Here is a 24,800-nt window from a genome sequence, read left to right on the forward strand (position 1 = left end):
GACAGGATTTTGGGTTCAACAAAAGTGGAGGAAAACAAGGTGAACATCACAAGAAGAGTTCTGGGGAAAGTGGCGCTCGGGCTGGCCGGCGCAACCATGCTGATGCAGGGGGCATTTGCCGCGGACAAGCCGGCGCCGTTCGGCAAGCCCGGCGTCAAGATCGCGCTGGTGCGTTATCTCTCGACCGGCGACTTCTTCCAGGCCTATCTCTCGGGCGTCGAGGCGCAGTCGAAGGCGCTTGGCATCGACCTTCGCGTGCTCGACAGCCGCCAGGACGCCGCGCTTCAGTCCGACATGGTTGATCAGGCCATCGCGCTCGGCGTGCAGGGCATCATCATCCAGCACGGCCTGACGGAATCGATGAAGGACGCCGCCCAGCGTGCCGTCGACGCCGGCATCAAGGTGGTGGCTTTCGACGTCAATGTCGAAAACCCCAAGATCCCGCAAGTCGAACAGTCGGACAAGGACCTGGCGCGGCTGGCGCTCGAGCAGGCGGTCAAGGACAATGGCGAAAGCTGGAATGCCGGCTATGTCTATGTCGCCGGCATTGCGCCGCTCGACCGCCGTAACGAAACCTGGGTCGACGTGAAGAAGAAATATGCCGGCATCAAGGAGGCCGCCATGTTCGGCACGCTCGACAACCCGATCGCCAACTCCGTCGCCAACCAGGCGCGCTCGGTGCTGTCGGCGCACCCCGACATCAACGTGATGTTCGCCCCCTATGACGAATTCGCCAAGGGCGTGAAGATCGCCGTCGACGAAGCGGGCCTGAACAAGAAGATCAAGATCTATTCGGCCGACATTTCGACGTCCGACATCGCTGCGATGCGTGAGCCCGACAGTGCCTGGGCCGCGACCGCGGCGACCAACCCGGCCGTCGTCGGCCAGGTCTCGGTGCGCGCGCTGGCGCAACTGCTCGCCGGCGAAGATCCCGGCCACAACGTCATCGTGCCGCCGACGCTGATCACGCAGAAGGAGCTGATCGACAAGGACATCAAGAACATGGAAGACCTGTCGGCCAAGCTGCCACAGTTCGCCCATGCCGACGTCGCCATGCCCGCCTGGATGCCGAACCCGAACGCGAAGTAAGGCTCGCCAGTACAGGACGGAAAAGGGCGGCCCGTGAGCCGCCCTTTTTGTTGCCTGTCGGGAGATGCCTAGCGCAGCGCCGCGGCGATATTGCCGCCGTCGACCGTCGTCACATCGGCGGTCGTGCGGTCGGCCAGAGCGTGGTGCAGGAAGGCTTGGGCCACGTCCTGCGCCGTCACCTCCTGGCCGAGCAGATTGCCGGACATGTATTCCTTCTCGGACACGCCGCGCGCGCCCGAGCGGCTGGCGATCATGGCGTCGGTCAAAAGGCCGGAGCGGATGCGGTCGGCATTGACGGCATTAGAACGGATGCCATGGGCGCCGTAGTCGAGCGCGTATTGCCTGGACAGGAACAGCGTCGCCGCTTTCGGCACGCCATAAGCGCCGAATTTCGGGCCCGGATTGACCGCCTGCTTGGAGGTGTTGAACAACAGCGCGCCGCCGGTGCCCTGTTCCAGCATGATGCGCACGGCGTTCTGCGCCGCCGACTGGTGGGCGAAGAAATTGAGCTCGAAGCTCTTGCGCAGCAGCGCATCGTCAAGCTCGCCGATGCGGCCTTCCCAAGCGGCACCCGCATTGGACACCAATATGTCGACGCCGCCGAAGACGGCGACCGCCTTGTCGAAGGCGGCACGCATCTGGGCCGGGTCGGTGATGTCGGCGCCAACACCGATCGAATTGTTGCCGGCTTTTTTGGCGGCATTGGTGGCCTTTTCGGCGTCGAGATCGACGACGACGGCATGAGCGCCATTGTCGGCGAACAGCTTGGCGGTCGCCGCACCAATCGCGCCGGCGCCGCCGGTGATCAGCACCACCTGTCCGGTCAACGGCTTCGGCTTGTTGGAGGCGAGCTTGGCCTGTTCCAGCGACCAGTATTCGAGCGGGAACAGGTCCGCCTTGGACAACGGGTGGAAACGCCCGACCGCCTCGGCGCCGCGCACGGCCTCGATCCACATCTCGCCGACGTCCGATGCGATCCTGGCATCCTTCAGCGTGCGGCCATGACCGAACATGCCGAGCCCCGGCACCAGCGTCAGTCGCGGCATGGGATCGAGCATGGTGCGCTTGACGTCGTCGAGCGCGTCATTGGTCTCGAAATAGGCGCGGTAATCGCTGACGAAGGCGTCGACATGGCTCTTGATGACGGCCTTGTAGTCGTCGGCCTTGTCGGCATCGGGCGCCGGCACGGCCATCGGTCCGGTCTTGATGCGGATCGACAGATCCGGCGTCGACACGCCACGCCCGGCATAGTCGGCAATGTCAGCCGAATTGATGAAGTCGACGATCGCGTCGGAGGTGCGGAAGTCGCTGATCATGCGGTCGAAGCGGCCTTCGCCGCGTGGCGCCGCGACCGCGCCGCGCAGCATGGGCGCGATGGAAGCCGGCGTCGCCAGCCTTGCCGGCAATGCTGCCTTTGCCACCTTGGGCTTGGCATGCTTGGCCACATAGTCTTCGGCGACGTTCACATAGTGGATCATCCGGTCGTAGGCCTGCCTGGCATCGTCGCCGAAGGTGAAGATGCCGTGCTTGTCGAGGATCAGGCCTTCTACCGTTGGGTCGGCGTCGAAGACATCGGCCGCCGCTTTGGCGAGATCGAAGCCCGGCATGATGTAGGGCACGTAGCCCATTTTTGCTCCGAACACCTTTGCCACCAGCGGCTTGCTGTCTTCCTGGTCGACAATGGCCAGGATGGCGGTCGAGTGGGTGTGATCGACGAACTTGTGCGGCAGGAAGGCATGCAGCAGCGTCTCGACCGAGGGGTTGGGCGAGGCGGGGTCGATCAGGTTTGCCCGCTGCAGCGCGACCATGTCCTCGTCGGAAAGCCTGTCCAGCTTGCGCGCCTTGAGCAGCGCGCCCATCTTGACGGCGGGCAGGCCCTGCGGCTCGATGACGGCCATGTCCCAGCCGCTGCCCTTGACGCACAGCACGTCCCACTCGTCGCCGACGAGGTCGGTCGCCTTGATCTTGCAGGAGGTGTTGCCGCCGCCATGCAGGACCAGCTGTGGCACGCCGCCTAGAAGCCGCGTCGTGTAGACACGCAAGGCGAGATCGCGGCCGACGCCCTTCTTCGCATAGTCGGCAACGAGTTTTTCGGCCGCGTCGTCGTTCCACAGGTTCTTCATGTTCGCTTCGTCCAGTTGCTGTCTTTAGGTGGTGAAACAGGAATGCCGCGACGCCTTGATGACAATGCGTCGGCAAAGGGTTTATTTTCAGGATGCCTTTTCTGCTGACGTTCCGGCATGATCGAGCAGCCGCTGCGCCATATGCGCGCCGACAACCAGATGCGTGCAGAGGCCGCCGGCGATGGCCGCGAGCAGCGGCTCGAACTTGCTGTCCTCCTGCACGACCATGAGCCGTTTCCCGATGACGCGCAGCGAAGCAAGCCCCGCCGAGATGACCCGCCGGTTGTAGCTGCAGTCGAGCAACTCGCCACCGGCATCGATGATCTGCCCGGCGATGACACCGGCCGCACCTTCCTTGCGCAGTGCCGCCATCTCGGCTGCCGTCAGCGCGCCACACTTCACCAGATGGCTGTCGGCATCGACCGCGCCGATGGAGTAGAGCGCAAGATCGCAGTCGCTGATCCCAGCAAGCTGGTCGCGGATCACCGGCTCGGCGCGCAGGCCTTGCGCCAGTGCCTCGGTCGACAGCACCAGGGGTGCGTAGAAGTTGAGGCCCTTGGCGTTGAGCCGGCGCGCGATTTCCATCGTGCACTGGTCGGGCCGGTAGGAGTAGGGCGCGCCGAGATTGCCGCAGAGCTGCACCACGGTGACGTCCTGCAGGTCGGCATAGGACATGATGTCGGCGATGGTGTAGACGGTGCGGCCCCAGGCAACGCCGATGCGGTCGCCTTTCCTGACGAGTTCCAGGAACACGCTTGCCGCCAGCACCGCGATATCGGTCGACGGGTCGGCGAGATAGGCGTTTTCAGGCGCGATCCAGACGGCGTCGAGCTTCAGGGCGTCTTCCAGCCTGCGCGCCATGACGTCGTCGGTGAAGAGCTGCGTCGAGGTCGAGATGTTGACGATGCCAGTCTCGCGCGCCTTGCGCAGATACATGGCGACGGAGGCGCGCGAAATGTTGAGCTGATTGGCCACTTCGTCCTGCCGAAGCCCATGGGCATAGTAAAGCCAGGCCGCCTTGTGAATGAGCTGTTCTGCCGGTCGGATCGCCATGCCACCTCCTTGGCTGACAATAGTCACGGCTCTCGACAAAAGTCAAATTTGGATCGACAGGAAGCGATCTTCTGCCGCCGCGGCTCGATGGAGATCACCATTCCAGCAAGTCGCCGCAGCATAGCATTTTCAGCCATCCAGGGGGATAGCGTGACGACGAACCTGGGGTTAGAAAGCTCGAAAAGACTTTGGGGAGGATGGGATGGCCAATCCCTACGAACAGGATCTCGACAGGAACGCCGCCAACCACCAGCCGTTGACGCCGCTCACCTATCTGGAGCGCGCGGCTAAAACCTATCCCGACCATATTGCCATCATTCACGGCAGGCAGCGCATCAGCTACCGCGCCTTCTGGCGCCGCTCCCTGAAGCTCGCCTCGGCGCTGCACAGGCACGGCATCGGCAAGGGCGATACGGTGACGGTCATGCTGTCGAACACGCCGCCGATGCTGGAGGCGCATTTCGGCGTGCCAATGACCAAGGCCGTGCTGCATTCGCTCAACACGCGCCTCGATGCCGCGGTCATCGCCTTCCAGCTCGACCACGCCGAGACCAAGGTGCTGATCGTCGACCGCGAGTTTTCCGGGGTCGTGCGAGAAGCGCTCGGTCTGGCCAAGGTCAAGCCGCTGGTCATCGACTACGACGATCCCGATTACGCCGCTGATGCGCCCCACCCGAAAGGCGAGCGGGTCGGCACGGTGGACTACGAGGCCTTTGTCGCCAATGGCGACGAGGAGTTCGCCTGGTCGATGCCCGACGACGAATGGGATGCCATCTCGCTCAACTACACGTCGGGCACGACAGGCAATCCCAAGGGCGTCGTCTATCACCACCGTGGTGCTGCCCTGATGGCCTACACCAACACCATCCATGCCGGCATGGCGAAGCACGCCGTCTATCTCTGGACCTTGCCGATGTTCCACTGCAATGGCTGGTGTTTTCCCTGGACGCTGGCCGTCCAGGCCGGCACGCATGTCTGCCTGCGCTGGGTGCGGCCGAAGCCGATCTACGACGCCATTGCCGACCATGGCGTCACGCATCTGTGCGGGGCGCCGGTCGTCATGTCGGTGCTGATCAACGCCAGGGATGAGGACAAGCGCGCGTTTGCGCAGACGGTCACCTTCAACACGGCTGCCGCGCCGCCGCCCGAAGCCGTGCTGTCGGGCATGGCCGATGCCGGCTTCGCCGTCACCCATCTCTACGGGTTGACCGAGACCTACGGTCCGGCTGTCGTCAACGAATGGCATAATGGCTGGGACGCACTCGACAAAGGGGCGAGGGCGGGCAAGAAGGCACGGCAGGGCGTGCGCTATGCCGCGCTCGAAGGCCTGACGGTGATGGATCCCGAAACCATGGCCGAAACGCCCGCCGACGGCGAAACCATCGGCGAGGTCATGTTCCGCGGCAACATCGTCATGAAGGGTTACCTGAAGAACCGCAAGGCAACGGACGAGGCTTTCGCCGGCGGCTGGTTCCACTCGGGCGATCTCGGGGTCATGCACCCAGACGGCTACATCCAGCTCAAGGACCGCTCCAAGGACATCATCATCTCCGGTGGCGAGAACATTTCCTCGATCGAGGTCGAGGACGCGCTCTACAAGCATCCCGCCGTCGCCTCCTGCGGCGTCGTCGCACGCCATGACGACAAGTGGGGCGAGGTGCCTGTCGCCTATGTCGAGCTGAAGCCGGGCAAGGAGGCGAGCGAGGCCGAGATGATAGAGCACTGCCGGGTGTTGCTCGCCCGCTTCAAGGTGCCAAAGGCGGTGATCTTCGCCGAAATACCGAAGACCTCGACCGGCAAGATCCAGAAATTCCGGCTGCGGGAAATGGCCAAGGTCGCCTGAAGCCCTCCGTGGGCCTTTTCGAGAGAATTATTTTCAGAGGCCCGCATCCTGGGGGCGTCTTGTGACGTCTATGGGATGTCACCATTTGTCACCTATCGTACGCGTACGTCGAATCCGTGTTGACAGAGTGCCCCTTTCGATTTACGAGTGATGAAAATCGAAATTCGTCACTCGTTATTTGACAGAGAGCTATGTCCGAAGCCGCCAACATCGTCGCCGACGTCGCCCGCCAGGAAAATGTGACGCGCATTCTCGATTGCGCCGAGCGCCTGTTCCGGCACTATGGCTACGGCAAGACCAATGTCGCCGACATTGCCCGCGAACTCGGCATGTCGCCGGCCAACATCTATCGTTTCTTTGCCTCCAAGGTCGAAATCCACCAGGCCGTCTGTGGCCGGATGCTCGGCGCCAGCTACAAGATGGCCTACGAGATCATGCACCTGCCGATCAGCGCCGAGGAGCGGCTGCGGCGTTACGTGCATGCGCAGTACAAGATGACGATGGAGGTCATGCTCGACGACCAGAAGGTCCACGAGATGGTCATCGTCGCCCTCGAGCGCGACTGGGGCGTCATCGACAAGCATGTCGACAGCATCCACGATCTCTTCGCCGAGGTAATCCGCGAGGGCATCGAGGCCGGCGAGTTCAGGAAACAGGACCCGGTGACCGCATCGCGCTGTTTCGGTGCCGCCACCGTCATCCTGTGCCATCCGCAGATGGTGGCGCAGTGCCTCGCCAAGACCAATCGGGCGATGCCCGACGAGCTCATCGATTACGCCATCAGAGCCTTGAAATAGCCGCCGCCAGCCGGTGCCGGTGTCGACAGTCCGCCTCCAGTCGGGAGTATCAAGATGTTTTTGCCCAGTTCCATCCTTCGCAAGCTGCCAGCCGCCGGCCTGATCATCGCATCGCTTGGGCTTGCCGGCTGCTCGCAGGAAAAGGCGGAGGTGAAGGACATCATCCGCCCGGTCAAGGTCGTCGAGATCGCGAAGGCGCATGACACCCGCACGCTGTCCTATTCCGGATCGGTGCGCGCCCGCACCGAGAGCACACTGGGGTTCCGGGTCAACGGCAAGATCACCGAGCGTCTCGTCGACATCGGCCAGCACGTGGCGCCTGGCGATGTGCTCGCCCGCATCGATCCCTCAGACTATGACCTGTCGGTCAAGAGCGCGCAGGCCGCGCTGGATGCCTCAGAACGTCAGGTCGAGACCGTCGAACTCGCCCGCAAGCGCGCCGAGCAGCTTTTCGCCAAGAACTTCGCGCCGAAATCGCAGCTCGAACAGGCGACGCTGACCTTTGACCAGGCCGTCGCCACGCGCGACTCCGCCCGCTCGACGCTTGCCCAGGCCAGGAACCAGGTCGGCTATACCGACCTCAAGGCCGACAGGGACGGCATCGTCACGGCGGTCAACGCCGATGTCGGCCAGGTGGTTGGCTCGGGCACGCCGGTGATCACCGTCGCGGTCGATGGCGAAAAGGAAGTGCTGATCGCGGTTCCGGAAATGGAGATCGCGCAGTTCAAGCCGGGCAAGGACGTCAAGGCGGGCTTCTGGTCCGATGCCGCTCTGGCGCTCGACGGCAAGGTCCGCGAGGTCGCCGGCAGCGCCGATCCGCAGTCGCGCACCTTTGCCGTCCGCGTCAGCCTGCCCAACGACCCGCGCGTGCTGCTCGGCATGACCGCCAATATCGAGGCGTCGGCAGCCAACGAAAAGCAGCTCGTCTCTATCCCGCTGAGCGCGCTCGCCGAGAAAGACAGCCAGTCGATCGTCTGGACGGTCGATCGCGGCGCCGACACGGTTCATGCCCGTCCAGTCAAGGTCGCCGAGTTCGCCGCCGACGGCGTGCGCGTGGCGGAGGGATTGAAACCGGGCGATATCGTGGTCGCCGCCGGTACGCAGTTCATGACCGAGGACCTGAAGGTGAAACTCGCCGGCGGCGTCACACAGCAGTCCGCCTCGGCCGAAGGCGAGGACGCCAGCAAGCTGCGCTGACGACAGACAGATCGGCCGCGCGTTCCCGCGGCCGCAGGTTTCCGGGCGGCGTGCCCGAAGGTCGAGACGTCAAGGCCGATGTACCCCCGCATCGATCCTCGCGTCCCACCGCGATGAGTGTCTCTCCGCTCGAAGAGCGACGCCGCCCGGAAACCAGTATCGAACGCAGATGATTTCGTTTCGCGCGCCGCGCTTCTTCGAAGCACCTTCCTCGAAGCACAAGGGCGCCGGCAACCAAGCAAAGTGGACCAGCACCGATGACGACCTCCACTGAAGAAAAGCGGCCCTTCAATCTCTCTCGTTGGGCAATTGGCCATCCCTCCATTGCGCGCTTCCTGTTCGGGCTGATCATCATCGCCGGCGCGCTCGGCCTGATGCGCATGGGCCAGAAGGAGGATCCCGATTTCACCTTCCGCGTCATGGTCGTGCAGGCGATCTGGCCGGGCTCCTCGATCCAGGAGATGGAAGACCAGGTCGTCAACAAGATCGAGCGCAAATTGCAGGAGACGCCGCATCTCGACTTCGTGCGCTCCTTCACCCGCGCCGGCAGCGCCATCATCACCGTCCAGATCAAGGGCGACACCAACGCCGCTGAAGTGACGGATGCCTTCTATCAGGTGCGCAAGAAGGTCGGCGATATCCAGGGCGACCTGCCGCAGGGCCTGCTCGGCCCCTATTTCAACGACGAGTTCGGCGACACCTTCATCACGCTGCATTCGATCAGCGGCGACGGCTTCTCCTATCCGGAGCTGAAGAAGTTCGCCATCCAGGCGCGCGACATGCTGTTGACGACATCAGGCGTCGAAAAGGCCGTCATCATCGGCGACCAGCCGGAAAAACTCTATATCGACGTCTCGTCCAAGGCGCTGGCCGAACGCGGCCTGACGCTGACCGACCTGCAGAACGCGATCAAGGGCCAGAACAACGTCGATCCAGCCGGCTCCGTCGATACCGGCGTCAATTCGGTGCGCATCTCCGTCGAAGGCGACGTCGCCAAGGCCGCCGACATCAGGGAATTGCGCCTGCGCGCCGGCGGCCAGGTGACCCGACTGGGCGACATCGCCACCGTCACTTCGGGGCTGGAAGATCCCTTCCAGCGCAAATACCGCTTCAATGGTCACGACAGCGTGCAGCTTGGCGTCGTCATGGCCAAGGGTTTTAAAGTCACCGATGTCGGCAAGGATGTCGAGGCGACCTACAAGCACTTCGAGGAAGCGCTGCCCTATGGCGTTTCGGTCGACCAGATTTCCGACCAGCCGGGCGTCGTCACGGACGCGGTCGCCGAATTCATGCATGCGCTCGGCGAGGCGCTGCTGATCGTGCTCGTCGTCTCGTTCCTGTCGATCGGCTGGCGCTCGGGCCTGGTGATCGCCATCGCCATACCGCTGGTGCTCGCCGCCACATTCGCCATCATGTATGAAATCGGCATCGACCTGCAGCGCATTTCGCTGGGCGCGCTGATCATCGCGCTCGGCTTGCTCGTCGACGACGCCATGATCGTCGTCGAGATGATGGAGCGGAAGCTCGAGGAGGGGTTGGTCAAGATCGAGGCGGCGAGCTTTGCCTATTCCTCGACCGCCTTCCCGATGCTGACCGGCACGCTGATCACCACCGCCGGCTTCATCCCGGTCGGCTTCGCCGCCTCGACGGCTGGCGAATATGTGCGCACCCTGTTCTATGTCGTCGGCATCGCGCTGATCGTGTCGTGGTTCGTGGCGGTCTATTTCACGCCGTGGCTGGGGCATATGATCCTCAAGCAGCGCAAGCATGCCGGCACCCACCACGACGCCTTCGACACGCGTTTCTATCGCCGGCTTCGCTCGACCGTCGGCTGGGCGGTGCGTCACCGCATCATCGTGCTGGTGATGACGCTGGTGACTTTCGGCACCAGCTTGTGGGCCTTCCAGTTCATTCCGCAGAACTTCTTCCCGCAATCGTCGCGGCCCGAAATCCTCGTCGACCTCTGGCTGCCGGAAGGCACCTCGATCAAGGAAGTCGAGACGCAGGCCAAGGCCCTGGAAGCCAAGATGATGGACGACAAGGACAAGCGTTTCATCGCCACCTATATCGGCGAGGGCGCCCCGCGCTTCTTCCTGCCGCTCGACCAGCAACTGCGCAACCCGAATTTCGCCCAGATGCTTGTCATGGCCAATGACGAGCCGGCCCGCGAGCGGCTGATCGTCAAGCTGCGCACGGTTCTGGCGCAGGATTTCCCGTCGATCCGTGCCAAGGTCGACCGCCTGTTCCTCGGACCGCCGACCGGCTGGCCCGTGCAGATGCGCGTCATGGGTCCGGATCGTCAGGAGGTGCGCCGCATCGCCGACCAGGTGAAGGCGAAGTTCCGCGAGGATCCGCTGCTTGGCGCCGTCCATGACGACTGGCTGGAGCCGGTGCCGGCGATGAAGCTGGTCATCGATCAGGATCGCGCCCGTGCGCTCGGCGTCACCTCGCAGCGCATCCGCCAGATGCTGCAGGCCGCGATGTCCGGCGCGCCGCTCGACGATTTCCGTGACGGCGAGGAGACGGTGTCCATCGTCGCCCGCGAGCCGGATGCCAGCCGCAGCCTGCTGTCCTCGGTCGACTCGGTCTATATCCCGACCGATTTCGGCGGCTTCGTTCCGCTGTCGCAGGTCGCCAAGGTCATGCCTGTGCTGGAGCAAGGCATAGAGTGGCGCCGCGACCGCCTGCCGACCATCTCGGTGCGCGCCACATTGCCCGACGGCGTGCAGTCCAACGACGTCGTCACCAAGATGTACAAGGACATGCAGGGTCTGCGCGACGGCCTGGCGCCCGGTTACAAGATCGAGATTCAGGGCGGGGCCGAGGATTCGGCTGAAAGCCAGGCTTCGATTGCCGCCAAGGCGCCGATCATGCTGGCCGTCATCGTCGTGCTGCTGATGATCCAGCTGCAGAACTTCGGCAAGGCGATGCTGGTGCTGGCGACGGGCCCGCTCGGCATCATCGGTGCTGCCGCCGCTCTGCTGATCAGCGGCGCGCCATTCGGCTTCGTCGCCATCCTCGGCGTTATCGCGCTGCTCGGCATCATCATGCGCAACTCGATCATCCTGGTCGACCAGATCGACCAGGACATCGCCAGGGGCATGGACCGTTCCGAAGCGATCATCGGCTCGGCGGTGCGCCGCTTCAGGCCGATCGTACTGACGGCGATGACCGCGGTGCTGGCACTGATCCCGATCTCGCGCGCCGTGTTCTGGGGGCCGCTCGCCTATGCCATGATGGGCGGCATTCTGGTCGCGACCGTGCTCACCATCCTGGTGCTGCCGGCGGGCTATGCGCTCTTCTTCGGCCGCGAGCCGAAGAAGGTGAAGACCGACGAGCAGGCCCCTGAGCCAGGAGAGATCGAAGGCATCGAACGGCCGCAATTGGCTTTGGCGGCGGAATAAGAAAAAAACCGGCCGGTCGATTTGCGACCGGCCGGTTTTCCTTGATGCAGTGGCTTGGGCCGCGGTCAGATCATCAGATGACGAATACCCAATTGGCGATGAGCATGACCGCCACGCCGGCGACCAGCGTCAGATAGGGCAGCATGCCCGCCTTCTTGACCGAGAGGTCGGCTCCCGCCATGCCGAGGTCGGCCAGCATGTGGTCCGGGAATTTGCCCTTGTCCTGGATGTAGTGGCGGAAGCAGAACACCGGGATGATCAGCGCCGCGGTGATCAGGCCGGCCCACAGGGCCATCGGGTTCCACACCTTGGCGCCTGCGCCCATGAAGATGGCGTTGACATAGGCGAAGATCGCCCCGATCCCCAAGAGCCAGCTAGGCGCCTTCCACGGCCGTACGATATGGCCGTTGTCGATGCGGTGGATCCAGCCGGCATTGAGGTTGAGGAAGTTGAAGATGATGTAGCCGCAGTTCGACACGGCGAGGATGAAGAAGAAGCTCGTCGCGTCGGCCGAGGCGATCGCCAGAACCGCCAGGTTGAAGCAGAGGTCAGTCCACATGGCCCGCGTCGGCGCGCCGTGTTCGTTGACGTGGCTGAGATAGCGCGGCAGCCAGCCGTCGACCGAGCCCTGGTAGAGCGTGCGCGAGGAGCCGGCCATCGCCGTCATGATGCACAGCACCAGCGCCAGGATCATCAGCATGACAAGCAGGCTGTGGATAATCTTGCCGCCGCCGACCATGCCGGCCAGCGCGTCGGCCACGCCTGAGCCGTCGACGATCGGCGTTGCCAGCATGCCGTTCAGGCCCAGCACGCCCTGGAAGGTGAAGGGCACCAGGATGAACAAAAGCATGCAGAGCAGGCCGGAATAGAAGATGGCCTTGAACGTATCGGTGCCGGGGTTCTTGAACTCCGACGTGTAGCAGACGGCCGTCTCAAACCCATAGGTCGACCAGGCGGCGATGAACATGCCGCCGAGCGCCAATGTCCAGCCGGCGATGTTCCAGGAGCCGGGCTCGGGTGCGTAGGCAGCCGCCAGCGGCACCAGCGGCGAGAAGTTCGCCCAGTCGATCTGACCGGTGAAGATCGGCACAACGCCGACAATCAGCATCGGGATGATGACCAGCAGGCCGATATATTTCTGCACGCTGGCGGTGCCCAGGATGCCGCGATGCTGGATCGAGAAAATGATCAGCATCAGCACCGCGCCGATGAAAAAAGTGGCGTTGAGCGTGAACGAGACCGGGCCCAGCGTGTGGCTCCACAGCGTCCAGTTACGGATGGCCGGCGTCGCGGCGGCGGTCACCGCGGTGATGGCGTCTGCGGGAACCGTTCCGGCATGCGCGGCGATGTAGGCCACCACCTCGGGCGAGGTGTCGGTGAAGATCGGCACCGGCGCCAGCGCGTTGAGGATATAGGCAGCCGCGATCGAGCAGCCGAGCGACAGCACCGGCGACCAGGCGAACCAGTTGCACCACACCGACAGCGGCGCGATGAACTTGGAATAGCGCAGCCACGCCGTGGCGCCGTAGATCGAGGCGCCGCCGGACTTGTTCGGAAACAGGCCGGCGATCTCGGCATAGGTGAAGGACTGCAGGAAGCCCATGATCATGGACACCGTCCAGATCAGGAAGGCCAGCTTTCCCGTCGTGCCGGCAATGCCGCCGATCGAGAACAGGACCAGCGCCGGAACGCCGCTCGCCACCCAGAAGGCGCCGCGCCAGTCGATATGCCTGAGCAGCTTGCTTTCGGCAGGCTGGTCCAGGACCGTACTTATCGTGCTCATGTCGATGAGTTCCCCTTTTTCGATGTTCCCCGCCAGCGATGCCTCGGCTACGCGAAGCTTGCTCCCCGGCTAATGACCGTTCCGGCCGCAGTGTTTCCACTCAGTCGTATTTTTTTCTTAAGAGTGAAGATTGATCCGGCGCGCCGTCACGTCAAGCGATTTGTGAAACCGTGCACATCACGCTTGCGCGCGCTGATGACAAAGCGTCCGGCGGGGTGGCCGGCGGGCGCTTTGCGAACCCAAAAAGGGCAGGTCAGGAGCGTGGTTTGGTCTTTTGCGGATCGTAGTGGGCAAAGGCGACGACCCGGGCCGGCAGCCGCTTGGCATGGCCGTCGAGTTTGCCGATCTCGACCTCCGTGCCGATGGCGGCATGAGTGACGTCGAGACGCGCCAGCGCGAGGTTCTTGTTCAGCACCGGCGAGCGCATGCCCGAGGTGACGACGCCGATCTGGGCGCGGCCGACATGGACGCAGTCGCCATGGCCGACGGCGACATTGGCGTCGATCTCGAGGCCGACCAGCTTGGTCTGCGCATGGTCCTTGCGCCGGATCAGCGCCTCGCGGCCGATGAAATCGTCGGTCTTGCTCTTCAGCGGCACGGTAAAGCCGATACCGGCCTCGAACGGATCGGTCTGGTCGGAAAATTCGTAACCGGCGAAGATCAGCCCGGCCTCGATGCGCACCATGTCGAGTGCCTGCAGGCCCATCGGCTTCAGACCGTGCGGCTGGCCGGCTTCCCAGATGGCGTCGAACACCTTTTCGGCGTCGCGCGGATGGCACCAGACCTCGTAGCCGAGTTCGCCGGTATAGCCGGTGCGCGAGACGACGATGGGAATGCCATTGCCGCCACCGATCCTGGCGACGGCGAAGCGGAACCATTCGAGTTCCTCGATCGAGGGCTGCAGCGGCGAGGTCCAGATCACCTGTTTCAGGATGTCGCGGCTCTTTGGCCCTTGCACAGCGATGTTGTGCATCTGGTCGGTGGACGAGCGCACCAGCACGTTGAGGCCGAGCTTTGTCGCCGTCTCGCGCAGCCATTCGCCGGACAGGTCGTCGCCGCCGACCCAGCGGAAATTGTCCTTGCCGAGCCTGAGCAGCGTGCCGTCGTCGATCATGCCGCCATGCTCGTAGCACATGGCGGAGTAGACGACCTGGCCGACGCCGAGTTTCTTGACGTCGCGCGTCAGCGTGTATTGCAGCAGCGCTTCGGCATCCGGGCCCGTGACCTCGAATTTGCGCAGCGGCGACAGGTCCATGATTACCGCGTCCTGCCGGCAGGCCCAGTATTCGGCGATGGCCCCTTCTTTGGCGAAGGAATTGGCCAGCCAATAGCCCCTGTACTCGACGAAGTCGCGCGTGTGCTTGGCAAAGCTCTGGTGAAAGGCTGTCTCGCGGGTCATTTTCGGTTCCGAATCGGGCGTCATGCGTCTGGCGATCGCTCGCGAGAATTTGTGCTGGCCGGAATAGGTCCGCACGTGGATGTCGGTCAGGTCCCAGCCATTGGCCGGTGTCGTGTCGTCGGGACAGGCTGAGGAAACGCAGACGATGTCGGTCAGCGCCCTGAGAAGGACATAGTCGCCGGCGCGCGACCATGGCTCGTCCGACACCATGACGCCATGGGCGTCAATCGCCGTGTTGAAGAAGAAGTTGATCGCCATCCAGCCGGCGCGGGGATTGACGCCCTTGCCGGTGAGCGCGCGGTTGAAATTCTCCGAGCAGTTGGTGTGGCCGGGATAGCCGATGTCGTCGTAATACTTCGCCGCACAGGCGAGCGCGAAGGCGTCGTGCCGGCCGCACGTGTCCTGCACCACCTCGACCAGCGGCTCCATGTCCTGGTCGTAATATTTCGAATGCAGGCCGGGCATCGGGTAGCTCGCGCCCATCAGCGTGCGCGTCGTCGTGACGTCGAGCGGATGGTCGAGACCCTTGTCCAGCTTGCGCGCCGAAAAGCACTGGAAGTCGGTGCACTGGCGCCCGTCGACATCGATGATCTGCAGATAATCGCCCGCCTTGACGAAATAGGATTCCGCCGTCGCCGAGTGGACACGCAGGTCGAGCACCGGATCGGCGAGCGGATCGGCAAGCCGGGATTTTGTTTTCAGGCGGATCGTGTTGCGCCGCACGATGACGCTGAGGGGCGTCGCCGTGTCGTGGCCGTCGACCAGCATCGGACTGCCGGGCGCGGCAATGACCATTGAGCCATCGCGCGCGATCGCGAAAGCCTGTTCCGTACCAGCCGGCGTGGCGGCGCCGAACACGCGCACCGCCCTGGGCTGATCGAGTTGTACCTGCCGGCGCTCAAGGCCGCGGCGCAGCGATGCGATGCTGTCATCGCCCTCTGCGAGCAACGCCTTGATGCCGGCGGCATTGCTGTTGGATTTCTCGCCGAGAATGCCGGGGTCGGTGACGCCCGACTTATCCCAGGCCAGCAACTCGCAGGCCTGACCACCCTCGACGTTGCGCACCGTGACCGTATCGCCGGCCTCGACCTCGATCAGCACCGCGCCATTGCCCTGGATCGTGTAGCGTTCCATCCCCGGCGGCAGCGCGATCTGTCCAGGCCTCAGGATGAGGCTGGGCCTGGGCGGTCCGGCAGTGACAGCGGGGTAGGGCGACTGGCTCATCTCAGCTTGCGGTTCGAGAAACTAGTTTGCCTGTGTGTAAAATTATTTTCGCTGAGAGAATAGCAGGGTGGTCGCTTTTGGCAAGGCGCCGCCTGATCTTCCCTTCTCCCCTTGTGGGAGAAGGTGGCCTCGCGAAGCGAGGTCGGATGAGGGGTGTTCCAGGGAACGCAAACGTCTCACTCCGCTGGAACACCCCTCATCCGTCTCGGCGCTATCGCGCCGATCCCTTCCCCCACAAGGGGGGAAGGAAGGGGGCGTCGCCGCTACGCCAATTCCACGGAATGCCCGATCTCGACGCCATACTCCGCGGCCGAGTCCAGAATGGTGTGCCACAGGCTCTCGGCAAAGGTCGCGAACACCAGCAGATTGAACACCGCCTGTCCGTCGCGATCCGCGCCGCGCCACAGCGTGACGCTCGTATGATCCATCGACGTTGCGGCCGCTGCGCCTACGCCAAAAACATCGGGGTGCAGGTCGATCGACGACAGCTTGGCCAGCATGATCCGCGCCTTGGCGCCGGAGATGCTGATCAACACCCGCGCATGCGACTGGTCGGAAAGCGAGGCCGAGCCGGTAAAGCCGGGCGCAAGGGCCTCGATCGAATGCTTGCCGCCTGTCGACAGGGCAAGGAACTGATCCGGCCCCGACCAGATCAACGTGGCATCCGCCGCGCCGACCGCGTTCGGCGTTTCCGGAGCAGCAACGCCAAAGCGAGCCTTGGCCGCCTCGGCCATCTCAGCCGCCTTGCCACGCCGCGCCATTACCTGGACGAGGTCGAGATTGCGGATCTCGGTCAGCGACACGCCGGCATCGCCGCTCGCACCATGAGGCCCGGCAACGAGTGCGCGATCAAGCGGGCTGCGGGTCTCCCAGGAAAACTCAGCCACGCTGGCGCCCTCCATCCGGATCGTAGAAGACGGGATTGCAAATCTCGACGTCATAGTCTTCGCCGCGCAGCGGATCGTGCGCGTGCACGATCTCGCCGATGCGCTCGCGGCCGCGCTCGACAAGGGCAAGCCCGATCCATTGGTCTGATATCGGCGAGAAGCAGACCGAGGTGACATAGCCCTGGTCGTTATCAGGCCCGGGCGTCTGCCCCTTCGGAATGATGTGCGCGCCGGAGCGAAGCCGTCGCGCCTTGTCGGTCGGCTTGATGCCAACGACCACCTGCCGGTCCGCTGCAATCAGCGCCTCGCGTCCGGCCATGACGCGGCCAATGAAATCCTTCTTGGTCGACATCATCTTGCCGAGGCCGAGATCGGCCGCGGTTGTCGTGCCACTGAGTTCCGGGCCCGCGACATGGCCCTTTTCGATGCGCATGACGCCGAGCGCCTCGGTGCCGTAAGGCGTCACGCCGAACGGCTTGCCCGCAATCATCAGATTGCGGGCCATCGCCTCGCCGTAGCGCGCCGGCACCGAAATCTCGAACGCCATTTCACCGGAGAAGGAGATGCGGAACAGCCGCGCTTTGACGCCACCGCGCAACGCGACTTCGCGCGCGCCCATGAAGGGGAAACCTTCGTTGGAGAGATCTTCCGAAGGATCGACGATCTCTTTCAACAGATCGCGGGTCTTGGGTCCGGCAATGGAGAACTGCGCCCACTGGTCGGAGACCGAAGTCAGCTGGACATCGAGTTCCGGAAACAGCACCTGCCGGCAGAACTCGAGATGCTGCATCACCAGCCCGGCCTTGGCCGTCGTGGTGGTCAGGAAATAGTGGTCCCCGGCCAGCCGCGACGTCGTGCCGTCATCATAGACGATGCCGTCCTCGCGCAGCATCAGCCCATAGCGCGCCTTGCCGACGGCAAGATTGGAGAAGGTGTTGATGTAGACGCGGTCGAGGAAGGCGCCGGCGTCCGCGCCATGCACGTCGATCTTGCCCAGCGTCGAGACATCGCAGAAGCCGACGCCGCCGCGCACCGCCTTGACCTCGCGCGTCACCGATTCCAGCCAGTCCTTCTCGCCGGCGCGCGGATACCACTGTGCCCGTTTCCATAAACCGGTGTCGACGAAGATCGCACCCTGCTCGGCGGCCCAGTGATGCGACGGCGTCAGCCGTGTCGCGTGAAAAGTCTCGTCGCGGTGATGGCCGGCGAAGGCGCCGATGGCCACCGGCACGTAAGGCGGCCGGTAGATCGTGGTGCCCGTCTCGGGAATGGATTTGCCCGTGACCGCCGCCATGATGGCGAGGCCGGCGACATTCGAGGTCTTGCCCTGGTCGGTCGCCATGCCAAGCGTGGTGTAGCGCTTCAGGTGCTCGACCGATTCAAAACCCTCACGCTGCGCCAACTCGATGTCGGATGCGGTGACGTCATGCTGCTGGTCGACGAAGGCTTTGCCTTTGCCTGCGACATGCCACAGCGGCGTCAGCGAAAAGGCCTCGTCATCGGCCACCGGCGTGGAGCCTGAACCATTGCCATGTCCGGCATCGCGTGCCGCCGTCACGCCCGCCGCAAAACCTTCGCGCAGGCAGGCGCCAAGTCCGAAGGCACCGTTTGCGGCGCCCGCTGCGACCATGCCGGGCGGTGCGCCGTCAGGCACGAAGGCGGCGATGTCGTCGCGCCATTTCGGCCGGCCGCGATGGTAGGAGGTGAGCCCCACGGTCGGGTTCCATCCGCCGGAAACGGCAAGCCCGTCGGCTTCCACTTCGGCACGCGCGCCGCCGGGGAGCGAGACCGAAATCTTGCGCACGCCACTCTTGCCGCCATCGATGCCTCTAACCGAGCCATGCAGAACGGGAAATCCGCCCTTGCTGGCAAGCGAACGATGCGCCGGCGAAATCTCCGCGCGCGCGTCGATCACGGCCGCCACTTGCAAGCCGGCACCGAGCGCTGCCTCGACCGTGCGCCAGCCATCCTCGTTGTTGGTGAACAGCGCCATGCGCTTGGCCGGGGCCGCCGCGTAACGTGTGATATAGCTGCGCATGGCGGACGCCATCATCACGCCTGGCGCGTCGTTGCCGGCAAAGACGATCGGCCGTTCGAGCGCGCCTGCGGCGACGACGCAGCGCTTGGCCACGATCCGCCACAGACGCTGCCGCACCTGATGCTCGGGCGGCGAGGGCACGTGGTCGTTGACGCGCTCGATCGCGCCATAGGTGCCGCCGTCATAGACGCCGAACAGCGTCGTGCGCGTCATTATGCGCACGTCGGGCAGGGATCCAAGTTCAGCCAGCGTCCGTGAAAGCCATTCGGCCGCCGGCATGCCGTCGATCGTGCCGCCATCGGCAAGCAGGCGGCCGCCGGGGGTAAAATCCTCCTCGCACAGGATGACGCGCGCACCCGTGCGGCCTGCGGCCAATGCGGCCGCGAGGCCGGTCGGGCCCGAGCCGGCGATCAGCACATCGCAATGCGCCCACGCCTTGTCGTAATGGTCGGGATCGGCGATGCCCGCCGCGCGGCCAAGGCCGGCGGCGCGTCGGATTGCCGGCTCGTAGATCGCTTCCCAGAACTTCGCCGGCCACATGAAGGTCTTGTAGTAGAAGCCGGCGACGAAGATCGGCGCGAACAGCTGGTTGACCGACATGACGTCGAAATTGAGCGACGGCCAGCGGTTCTGGCTGGCGGCCTCAAGACCTTCATAGAGTTCGGCCGTCGTCGCCTTGGTGTTCGGCTCGCGCCGCGCGCCGCTGCGCAGTTCGACCAACGCGTTGGGCTCTTCCGACCCCGCCGTCAGGATGCCGCGCGGCCGGTGATACTTGAACGAGCGGCCGACCAGCTTGACGCCGTTGGCAACCAGTGCCGAGGCAAGCGTGTCGCCTTTGAAGCCGGAGTAGCTCTTGCCGTCGAAACTGAAATTCAGCGGCGCCGAACGGTCGACGAGACCGCCGGAAGAGAGGCGATGAGAGGTCATGGTGTCCGGCCTCTCATTTCATGGCGAAGGGCGGCGACGTTAGCAAAATTGCTCATTTCGCCACCTGCCTCGCGCCAGCGCCGGCAGCAGCCTCTACCCCGGAAATCTCGTGCGTCAGCGTGTTGCGGGTGACCTTCAGCCAGGCCCGGCAGCCGCCGCCGTGATACCAGTTCTCGTCCATCACGCCGGCGATATTGTCGCGCAGATAGACATAGTCATAGACGGCGTCCTCGCCGGCGTCGGCGGCCGGCCGCACCGGCTTGGCGTCGCCGAGATAGGTGAATTCGCCGAGTTCGCGTTCGCCGCAGAAGGGACAGGTAATGCGCATGGTTCCAGCCGCCTTCAGTGCAGGTTCGGTTGGGCGCCCTGGCCCTTTTCGTCGATCACCGCACCGGTCCGGAACCGGTCGAGGCGGAAGCGCGCGGCCTCCTTGTGCGATTCATCGCGCGCGATCAGATGGGCGAAGACAAGGCCCGAGCCGGGTGTCGCCTTGAAGCCGCCATAGCACCAGCCGGCATTGAGATAGAGCCCGTCGACCGGTGTCTTGTCGATGATCGGCGAGCCGTCCATCGACATGTCCATGATGCCGCCCCACTGGCGCAACAGCCGCACGCGGCCGATCATCGGGATGATCGCCATGCCGCCCTCGCAGACATCCTCCATCACAGGCAGATTGCCGCGCTGGGCGTAGGAATTGTAGCCGTCGATGTCGCCGCCGAAGACGAGGCCGCCCTTGTCGGACTGGCTGACATAGAAATGTCCGGCGCCAAACGTCATGACGCCGGGGATGAGCGGCTTGATCGCCTCGGAGACGAAGGCCTGCAGCACATGGCTTTCGATAGGCAGGCGCAGGCCCACCATATCAGCGACGCGCGAGGAAGAGCCGGCAACCGCCATGCCGACCTTTCCGGCGCCGATCCTGCCGCGCGAGGTCTCGACGCCGGTCACCTTGCCGTTCGCGTCCCTGACAAAGCCGGTGACTTCGCAATTCTGGATGATGTCGACGCCAAGTTCACTGGCAGCGTGGGCGTAGCCCCAGGCCACCGCATCGTGGCGCGCCGTGCCGCCGCGCCGTTGCAGCAGCCCGCCTTGCACCGGGAAGCGCGCATGGTCGAAGTTCAGGAACGGCAGCATCTTCTTCAGCGCCGGCTGGTCGAGCAGTTCGGCATCGATGCCGTTGATGCGCATGGTGTTGCCGCGCCGCGCATAGGCATCGCGCTGTGCGTCGGAATGATAGAGATTGAGAACGCCGCGCTGGCTGACCATCGCGTTGTAGTTGAGGTCCTGCTCCATCCGCTCCCACAGCTTCATCGACAATTCGTAGAAGCCGGTGTTGCCGGGCAGGCCGTAATTGGAGCGGATGATGGTCGTGTTGCGACCGGCATTGCCGGAGCCGATCCAGCCCTTTTCCAGCACCGCGACATTCTTGATGCCGAACTCGCTGGCCAGGAACCAGGCGGTGGCGAGCCCATGGCCGCCGCCGCCGATGATTACCACGTCGTAGCGGTCCTTCGGCGCGGCGTCGCGCCAGGTGCGTTGCCAGTTTTTGTGGCCGGAAAGAGCGGCGCGCGCGAGCGAGAAGATCGAGTATTTCATCAGTTCATTCCGAGGTCGCTCGCACCGCCAGGACGATCAAATGTCCAGCGTGTGGTCGCGCTCCCATTGCGTGAAGTGCGAAGCATAGGAATTCCATTCCTGGTGCTTCAGCTTTAGATATGCCGACGAGAATTCCTCACCCAGCGCCGCCTTGAGCGATTTGTCCTTGTCGAACTCGCGCAAGGCGTCGAGCAGGTTGAGCGGCAGTTTCGGCGCGCCCTTCACCGTGTGGCCGTGCTGGTACATGTCGATGTCGTAGCGCTTGCCCGGATCGGCCTTCGAACGGATGCCGTCGAGACCGGCGGCGATGATGACCGCCTGCAGGAGATAGGGGTTGGCCGCGCCATCCGGCAGGCGCAATTCGAAACGTCCAGGGCCGGGCACGCGCACCATGTGGGTGCGGTTGTTGCCGGTCCAGGTCACCGTGTTCGGCGCCCAGGTCGCACCCGAAATGGTGCGCGGCGCGTTGATGCGCTTATAGGAATTGACCGTCGGGTTGGTGATCGCGGCGAGTGCGGAGGCGTGCTTCATGATGCCGCCGAGGAAGTTCTTGCCCTTGGCCGACAGGCCAAGCTCCATTGAATTGTCGGCGAAGACATTGGTCTTGCCTGATTTGTCCCAGACCGAGATGTGGGCATGGCAGCCATTGCCGGTCAGACCCTGGAAGGGCTTGGGCATGAAGGTGGCGCGCAGGCCATGCTTTTCCGCGATCGACTTGACCATGAACTTGAAGAAGGAATGCTTGTCGGCGGTCGGCAGCGCGTCGTCGAAAGCCCAGTTCATCTCGAACTGGCCGTTGGCGTCCTCGTGGTCGTTCTGGTAGGCGCCCCAGCCGAGCGCCAGCATGTGGTCGCAGATCTCGGCGATGACATCGTAACGGCGCATGATGGCTTGCTGGTCGTAGCAAGGCTTCGATGCCGTGTCGTATTCGTCGGAGATCGCCTTGCCGTCCGGCGAGATCAGGAAGAACTCGGCTTCGACGCCGGTCTTGACATGCATGCCGTCGGCGGCAGCCTCGGCGATCAGCCGCTTCAGCGTGTTGCGTGGCGCCTGGTCGACCTCCTTGTCGTCCATGATGCAGTTGGCCGCGACCCAGGCGACTTCCGGTTTCCACGGCAATTGGATGACCGAGTCTGGATCCGGCACCGCCAGCATGTCGGGATGCGCCGGCGTCAGATCGAGCCAGGTGGCGAAACCGGCAAAGCCCGCACCATCCTTCTGCATATCGGCGATCGCCTGCGCCGGCACCAGCTTGGCACGCTGGCCACTGAACAGGTCAGTGTAGGAAATCATGAAATATTTGACGCCGTTCTTTTTGGCGAAAGCGGCGAGATCGTTCCCCATTATAGTTCCTCGCTTATGGTATTTCGGGTGTGTTTTAGAAGCCGTTCTTCCCCGGTATCCAGTTGGTGCCGGCCAGCGGCACACTGGCCATGGCGGCCGCCTCGATCGTCAATGCGACGAGGTCCTCGGGTTCGAGATTGTGCAGGCTGTTCTTGCCGCAGGCGCGGGCGATGGTCTGCGCCTCCAGCGTCATCACCTTCAAATAGTTCGCCAGCCGGCGCCCGGCGGCCACGGGGTCGACACGCTTCATCAGTTCCGGGTCCTGCGTGGTGATGCCGGCAGGGTCCTTGCCCTCATGCCAGTCGTCATAGGCGCCTGACGTGGTGCCGAGTTCGTTATACTCCGCCTCCCAGCGGGGATCATTGTCGCCGAGCGCGACGAGCGCTGCGGTGCCGATCGACACCGCGTCGACGCCGAGCGCCAGCGCCTTGGCGACATCGGCCCCGTTGCGGATGCCGCCGGAGACGATCAGCTGCACCTTGCGGTGCATGCCGAGATCCTGCAGCGCCTGCACCGCCGGCCTGATACAGGCGAGCGTCGGCTGGCCGACATTTTCGATGAACACTTCCTGCGTCGCCGCCGTGCCGCCCTGCATGCCGTCGACCACGACGACATCGGCGCCGGCCTTCACCGCGAGTGCTGTGTCATAATAGGGGCGGGCGCCGCCGACCTTGACGTAGATCGGCTTTTCCCAGTCGGTGATCTCGCGCAGCTCGAGGATCTTGATCTCGAGATCGTCCGGGCCGGTCCAGTCGGGGTGGCGCGAGGCTGAGCGCTGGTCGATGCCTTTCGGCAGCGTGCGCATCTCGGCGACGCGGTCGGAAATCTTCTGGCCAAGCAGCATGCCGCCGCCGCCTGGTTTGGCGCCCTGGCCGACGACCACCTCGATCGCGTCGGCGCGGCGCAGGTCGCGCAGGTTCATGCCGTAGCGCGACGGCAGGTACTGATAGACGAGCTGTTTGGAATGGCCGCGCTCTTCCTCGGTCATGCCGCCATCGCCGGTCGTGGTCGAGGTGCCGGACAGCGTCGCGCCGCGCCCGAGCGCTTCCTTGGCCGGGCCGGACAGCGAGCCGAAGCTCATGCCGGCGATGGTGATCGGGATCTTCAGCTCGATCGGCTTCTTGGCGTGACGCGAACCCAGCACCACCGAGGTGTCGCAGCGCTCGCGGTAGCCTTCCAGCGGATAGCGGGAGATCGAGGCGCCGAGGAACAGGAGGTCATCAAAATGCGGCAGCTTGCGCTTGGCGCCAGCGCCTCTGATATCGTAGATGCCGGTCGCCGCGGCGCGGCGGATTTCGGAAAGCGTGTAGTCGTCGAAGGTCGCGGATTTGCGCGGTGTCGTCGGCGGGTTGCGGTACGTCATCTTGCCTCAATACGCGTCGGCGTTGTCGATATTGAAATTGTAGAGCGTGCGCGCCGAACCGTAGCGCTTGAACTCCGACGGTTTGACGCCGGTCACGCCGGCGCGGTCGAGCAGACCCTGCAGCAGGTCCAGATGTTCGGGCCGCATCTCCTTGGCGATGCAGTCGGCGCCCAGACTATCGACCTTGCCGCGCACGAAAAGCCGTGCCTCGTAGATGGAATCGCCCAGCGCATCACCGGCATCGCCCAAAACCACGAGATTGCCGGACTGCGCCATGAAGGCCGACATGTGGCCGATATTGCCGTGCACGACGATGTCGATGCCCTTCATCGAGATGCCGCAGCGCGAGGAGGCATTGCCTTCGATGACCAGCAGCCCGCCCTTGCCGGTGGCGCCGGCATACTGGCTGGCGTCGCCTTTGACGGTTATCGAACCCGCCATCATGTTCTCGCCGACGCCGGGGCCGGCAGAGCCGTGCACGGTGATGGCGCTGCCCGAATTCATGCCGCCGCAATAATAGCCGACGCTGCCGCGCACATCGATGCTGACGGGCTGGTCGACACCGACGGCGACCGAGTGGTTGCCTTTCGGGTTGAGCACTTCCCATGCCGTCTCATTCGAGCCGGCGGTCAGCTTATGGAGCGCCTGGTTGAGTTCGCGCAACGACTGGACGTCGAGGTCGAAGACGCGCGCATGGCTTTCGCGCGTTGCCTTGGAGGTTGCCGGCATGAAC

General features: G+C 64.1%; 16 protein-coding genes. 5 read left to right on the plus strand and 11 right to left on the minus strand.

The window, feature by feature from the left end; translation table 11 throughout:
- Positions 1-39: 39 nt before the first annotated feature.
- Positions 40-1,089 (plus strand): substrate-binding domain-containing protein, encoded by a 1,050-nt coding sequence (locus tag EN851_RS18495; protein ID WP_135929781.1) that lies wholly within the window; start codon positions 40-42, stop codon positions 1,087-1,089.
- A 68-nt stretch (positions 1,090-1,157) separates the two neighbouring features.
- Here EN851_RS18495 and EN851_RS18500 read toward each other — a convergent pair whose 3' ends face one another.
- Both EN851_RS18500 and EN851_RS18505 read right to left on the minus strand, forming a co-directional pair.
- Positions 1,158-3,212, minus strand: coding sequence for a bifunctional aldolase/short-chain dehydrogenase (locus EN851_RS18500; RefSeq protein ID WP_127870637.1), 2,055 nt, complete (start codon positions 3,210-3,212; stop codon positions 1,158-1,160).
- 87 nt (positions 3,213-3,299) lie between these two features.
- Positions 3,300-4,265 (minus strand): sugar-binding transcriptional regulator, encoded by a 966-nt coding sequence (locus EN851_RS18505; protein WP_127870638.1) that lies wholly within the window; start codon positions 4,263-4,265, stop codon positions 3,300-3,302.
- 202 nt (positions 4,266-4,467) lie between these two features.
- Here EN851_RS18505 and EN851_RS18510 point away from each other — a divergent pair, with 202 nt between their 5' ends.
- The 4 genes from EN851_RS18510 (at position 4,468) to EN851_RS18525 (ending at position 11,506) form a co-directional block, all read left to right on the plus strand.
- On the plus strand, positions 4,468-6,108 hold the full coding sequence (locus EN851_RS18510) for an acyl-CoA synthetase (protein ID WP_127870639.1): 1,641 nt from the start codon (positions 4,468-4,470) through the stop codon (positions 6,106-6,108).
- A gap of 191 nt (positions 6,109-6,299) precedes the next feature.
- Complete coding sequence (locus EN851_RS18515; protein WP_127277604.1) at positions 6,300-6,905, plus strand: TetR family transcriptional regulator; 606 nt, start codon at positions 6,300-6,302, stop codon at positions 6,903-6,905.
- Positions 6,906-6,959: 54 nt separating this feature from the next.
- Positions 6,960-8,102, plus strand: a complete 1,143-nt coding sequence (locus EN851_RS18520) for an efflux RND transporter periplasmic adaptor subunit (RefSeq protein WP_127870640.1) — start codon at positions 6,960-6,962, stop codon at positions 8,100-8,102.
- 257 nt (positions 8,103-8,359) lie between these two features.
- A complete protein-coding gene (locus tag EN851_RS18525) occupies positions 8,360-11,506 on the plus strand; it encodes an efflux RND transporter permease subunit (RefSeq protein ID WP_127870641.1) in 3,147 nt (1,048 codons plus the stop codon).
- Positions 11,507-11,579: 73 nt separating this feature from the next.
- On the opposite strand, the gene EN851_RS18530 is transcribed toward EN851_RS18525, so the two are convergent.
- From EN851_RS18530 to EN851_RS18570, 9 genes are all read right to left on the minus strand, one after another.
- Entirely contained in the window at positions 11,580-13,289 is a 1,710-nt protein-coding gene (locus tag EN851_RS18530; protein WP_127277896.1) for an APC family permease, read from the minus strand.
- Between the two features lie 253 nt (positions 13,290-13,542).
- Positions 13,543-15,912 (minus strand): aminomethyltransferase family protein, encoded by a 2,370-nt coding sequence (locus tag EN851_RS18535; protein WP_135929782.1) that lies wholly within the window; start codon positions 15,910-15,912, stop codon positions 13,543-13,545.
- A 263-nt stretch (positions 15,913-16,175) separates the two neighbouring features.
- Positions 16,176-16,799 carry a sarcosine oxidase subunit gamma family protein gene (locus tag EN851_RS18540; protein ID WP_135929783.1) on the minus strand — a complete coding sequence of 208 codons (624 nt, stop codon included), beginning with the start codon at positions 16,797-16,799 and terminating at the stop codon, positions 16,176-16,178.
- Positions 16,792-19,764 (minus strand): sarcosine oxidase subunit alpha, encoded by a 2,973-nt coding sequence (locus tag EN851_RS18545; RefSeq protein WP_135929784.1) that lies wholly within the window; start codon positions 19,762-19,764, stop codon positions 16,792-16,794. Before EN851_RS18545 ends, EN851_RS18540 begins: the two co-directional genes overlap by 8 nt.
- A gap of 52 nt (positions 19,765-19,816) precedes the next feature.
- On the minus strand, positions 19,817-20,092 hold the full coding sequence (locus EN851_RS18550; protein ID WP_127277900.1) for a sarcosine oxidase subunit delta: 276 nt from the start codon (positions 20,090-20,092) through the stop codon (positions 19,817-19,819).
- Between the two features lie 14 nt (positions 20,093-20,106).
- Positions 20,107-21,360 carry a sarcosine oxidase subunit beta family protein gene (locus tag EN851_RS18555; RefSeq protein WP_127277901.1) on the minus strand — a complete coding sequence of 418 codons (1,254 nt, stop codon included), beginning with the start codon at positions 21,358-21,360 and terminating at the stop codon, positions 20,107-20,109.
- Between the two features lie 36 nt (positions 21,361-21,396).
- Positions 21,397-22,704 carry a type III glutamate--ammonia ligase gene (gene glnT, locus EN851_RS18560; RefSeq protein WP_127277902.1) on the minus strand — a complete coding sequence of 436 codons (1,308 nt, stop codon included), beginning with the start codon at positions 22,702-22,704 and terminating at the stop codon, positions 21,397-21,399.
- A gap of 34 nt (positions 22,705-22,738) precedes the next feature.
- Positions 22,739-24,067, minus strand: a complete 1,329-nt coding sequence (locus EN851_RS18565) for an FMN-binding glutamate synthase family protein (protein ID WP_135929785.1) — start codon at positions 24,065-24,067, stop codon at positions 22,739-22,741.
- Between the two features lie 6 nt (positions 24,068-24,073).
- Positions 24,074-24,796 carry a GXGXG domain-containing protein gene (locus tag EN851_RS18570; RefSeq protein ID WP_135881588.1) on the minus strand — a complete coding sequence of 241 codons (723 nt, stop codon included), beginning with the start codon at positions 24,794-24,796 and terminating at the stop codon, positions 24,074-24,076.
- Between the last annotated feature and the right edge of the window lie 4 nt (positions 24,797-24,800).

The organism is Mesorhizobium sp. M8A.F.Ca.ET.208.01.1.1 (genome assembly GCF_004791315.1).
In the GTDB taxonomy this organism is placed as follows: Bacteria; Pseudomonadota; Alphaproteobacteria; order Rhizobiales; family Rhizobiaceae; genus Mesorhizobium.

Bases quoted from the DNA above. Each gene is read 5' to 3' on its own strand.
- EN851_RS18555 (WP_127277901.1), bottom strand. From the start codon at position 21,360: ATGAAATACTCGATCTTCTCGCTCGCGCGCGCCGCTCTTTCCGGCCAC.
- EN851_RS18535 (WP_135929782.1), bottom strand. From the start codon at position 15,912: ATGAGCCAGTCGCCCTACCCCGCTGTCACTGCCGGACCGCCCAGGCCC.
- EN851_RS18530 (WP_127277896.1), bottom strand. From the start codon at position 13,289: ATGAGCACGATAAGTACGGTCCTGGACCAGCCTGCCGAAAGCAAGCTG.
- glnT (WP_127277902.1), bottom strand. From the start codon at position 22,704: ATGGGGAACGATCTCGCCGCTTTCGCCAAAAAGAACGGCGTCAAATAT.
- EN851_RS18570 (WP_135881588.1), bottom strand. From the start codon at position 24,796: ATGCCGGCAACCTCCAAGGCAACGCGCGAAAGCCATGCGCGCGTCTTC.
- EN851_RS18500 (WP_127870637.1), bottom strand. From the start codon at position 3,212: ATGAAGAACCTGTGGAACGACGACGCGGCCGAAAAACTCGTTGCCGAC.
- EN851_RS18545 (WP_135929784.1), bottom strand. From the start codon at position 19,764: ATGACCTCTCATCGCCTCTCTTCCGGCGGTCTCGTCGACCGTTCGGCG.
- EN851_RS18510 (WP_127870639.1), top strand. From the start codon at position 4,468: ATGGCCAATCCCTACGAACAGGATCTCGACAGGAACGCCGCCAACCAC.
- EN851_RS18520 (WP_127870640.1), top strand. From the start codon at position 6,960: ATGTTTTTGCCCAGTTCCATCCTTCGCAAGCTGCCAGCCGCCGGCCTG.
- EN851_RS18565 (WP_135929785.1), bottom strand. From the start codon at position 24,067: ATGACGTACCGCAACCCGCCGACGACACCGCGCAAATCCGCGACCTTC.
- EN851_RS18550 (WP_127277900.1), bottom strand. From the start codon at position 20,092: ATGCGCATTACCTGTCCCTTCTGCGGCGAACGCGAACTCGGCGAATTC.
- EN851_RS18515 (WP_127277604.1), top strand. From the start codon at position 6,300: ATGTCCGAAGCCGCCAACATCGTCGCCGACGTCGCCCGCCAGGAAAAT.
- EN851_RS18505 (WP_127870638.1), bottom strand. From the start codon at position 4,265: ATGGCGATCCGACCGGCAGAACAGCTCATTCACAAGGCGGCCTGGCTT.
- EN851_RS18525 (WP_127870641.1), top strand. From the start codon at position 8,360: ATGACGACCTCCACTGAAGAAAAGCGGCCCTTCAATCTCTCTCGTTGG.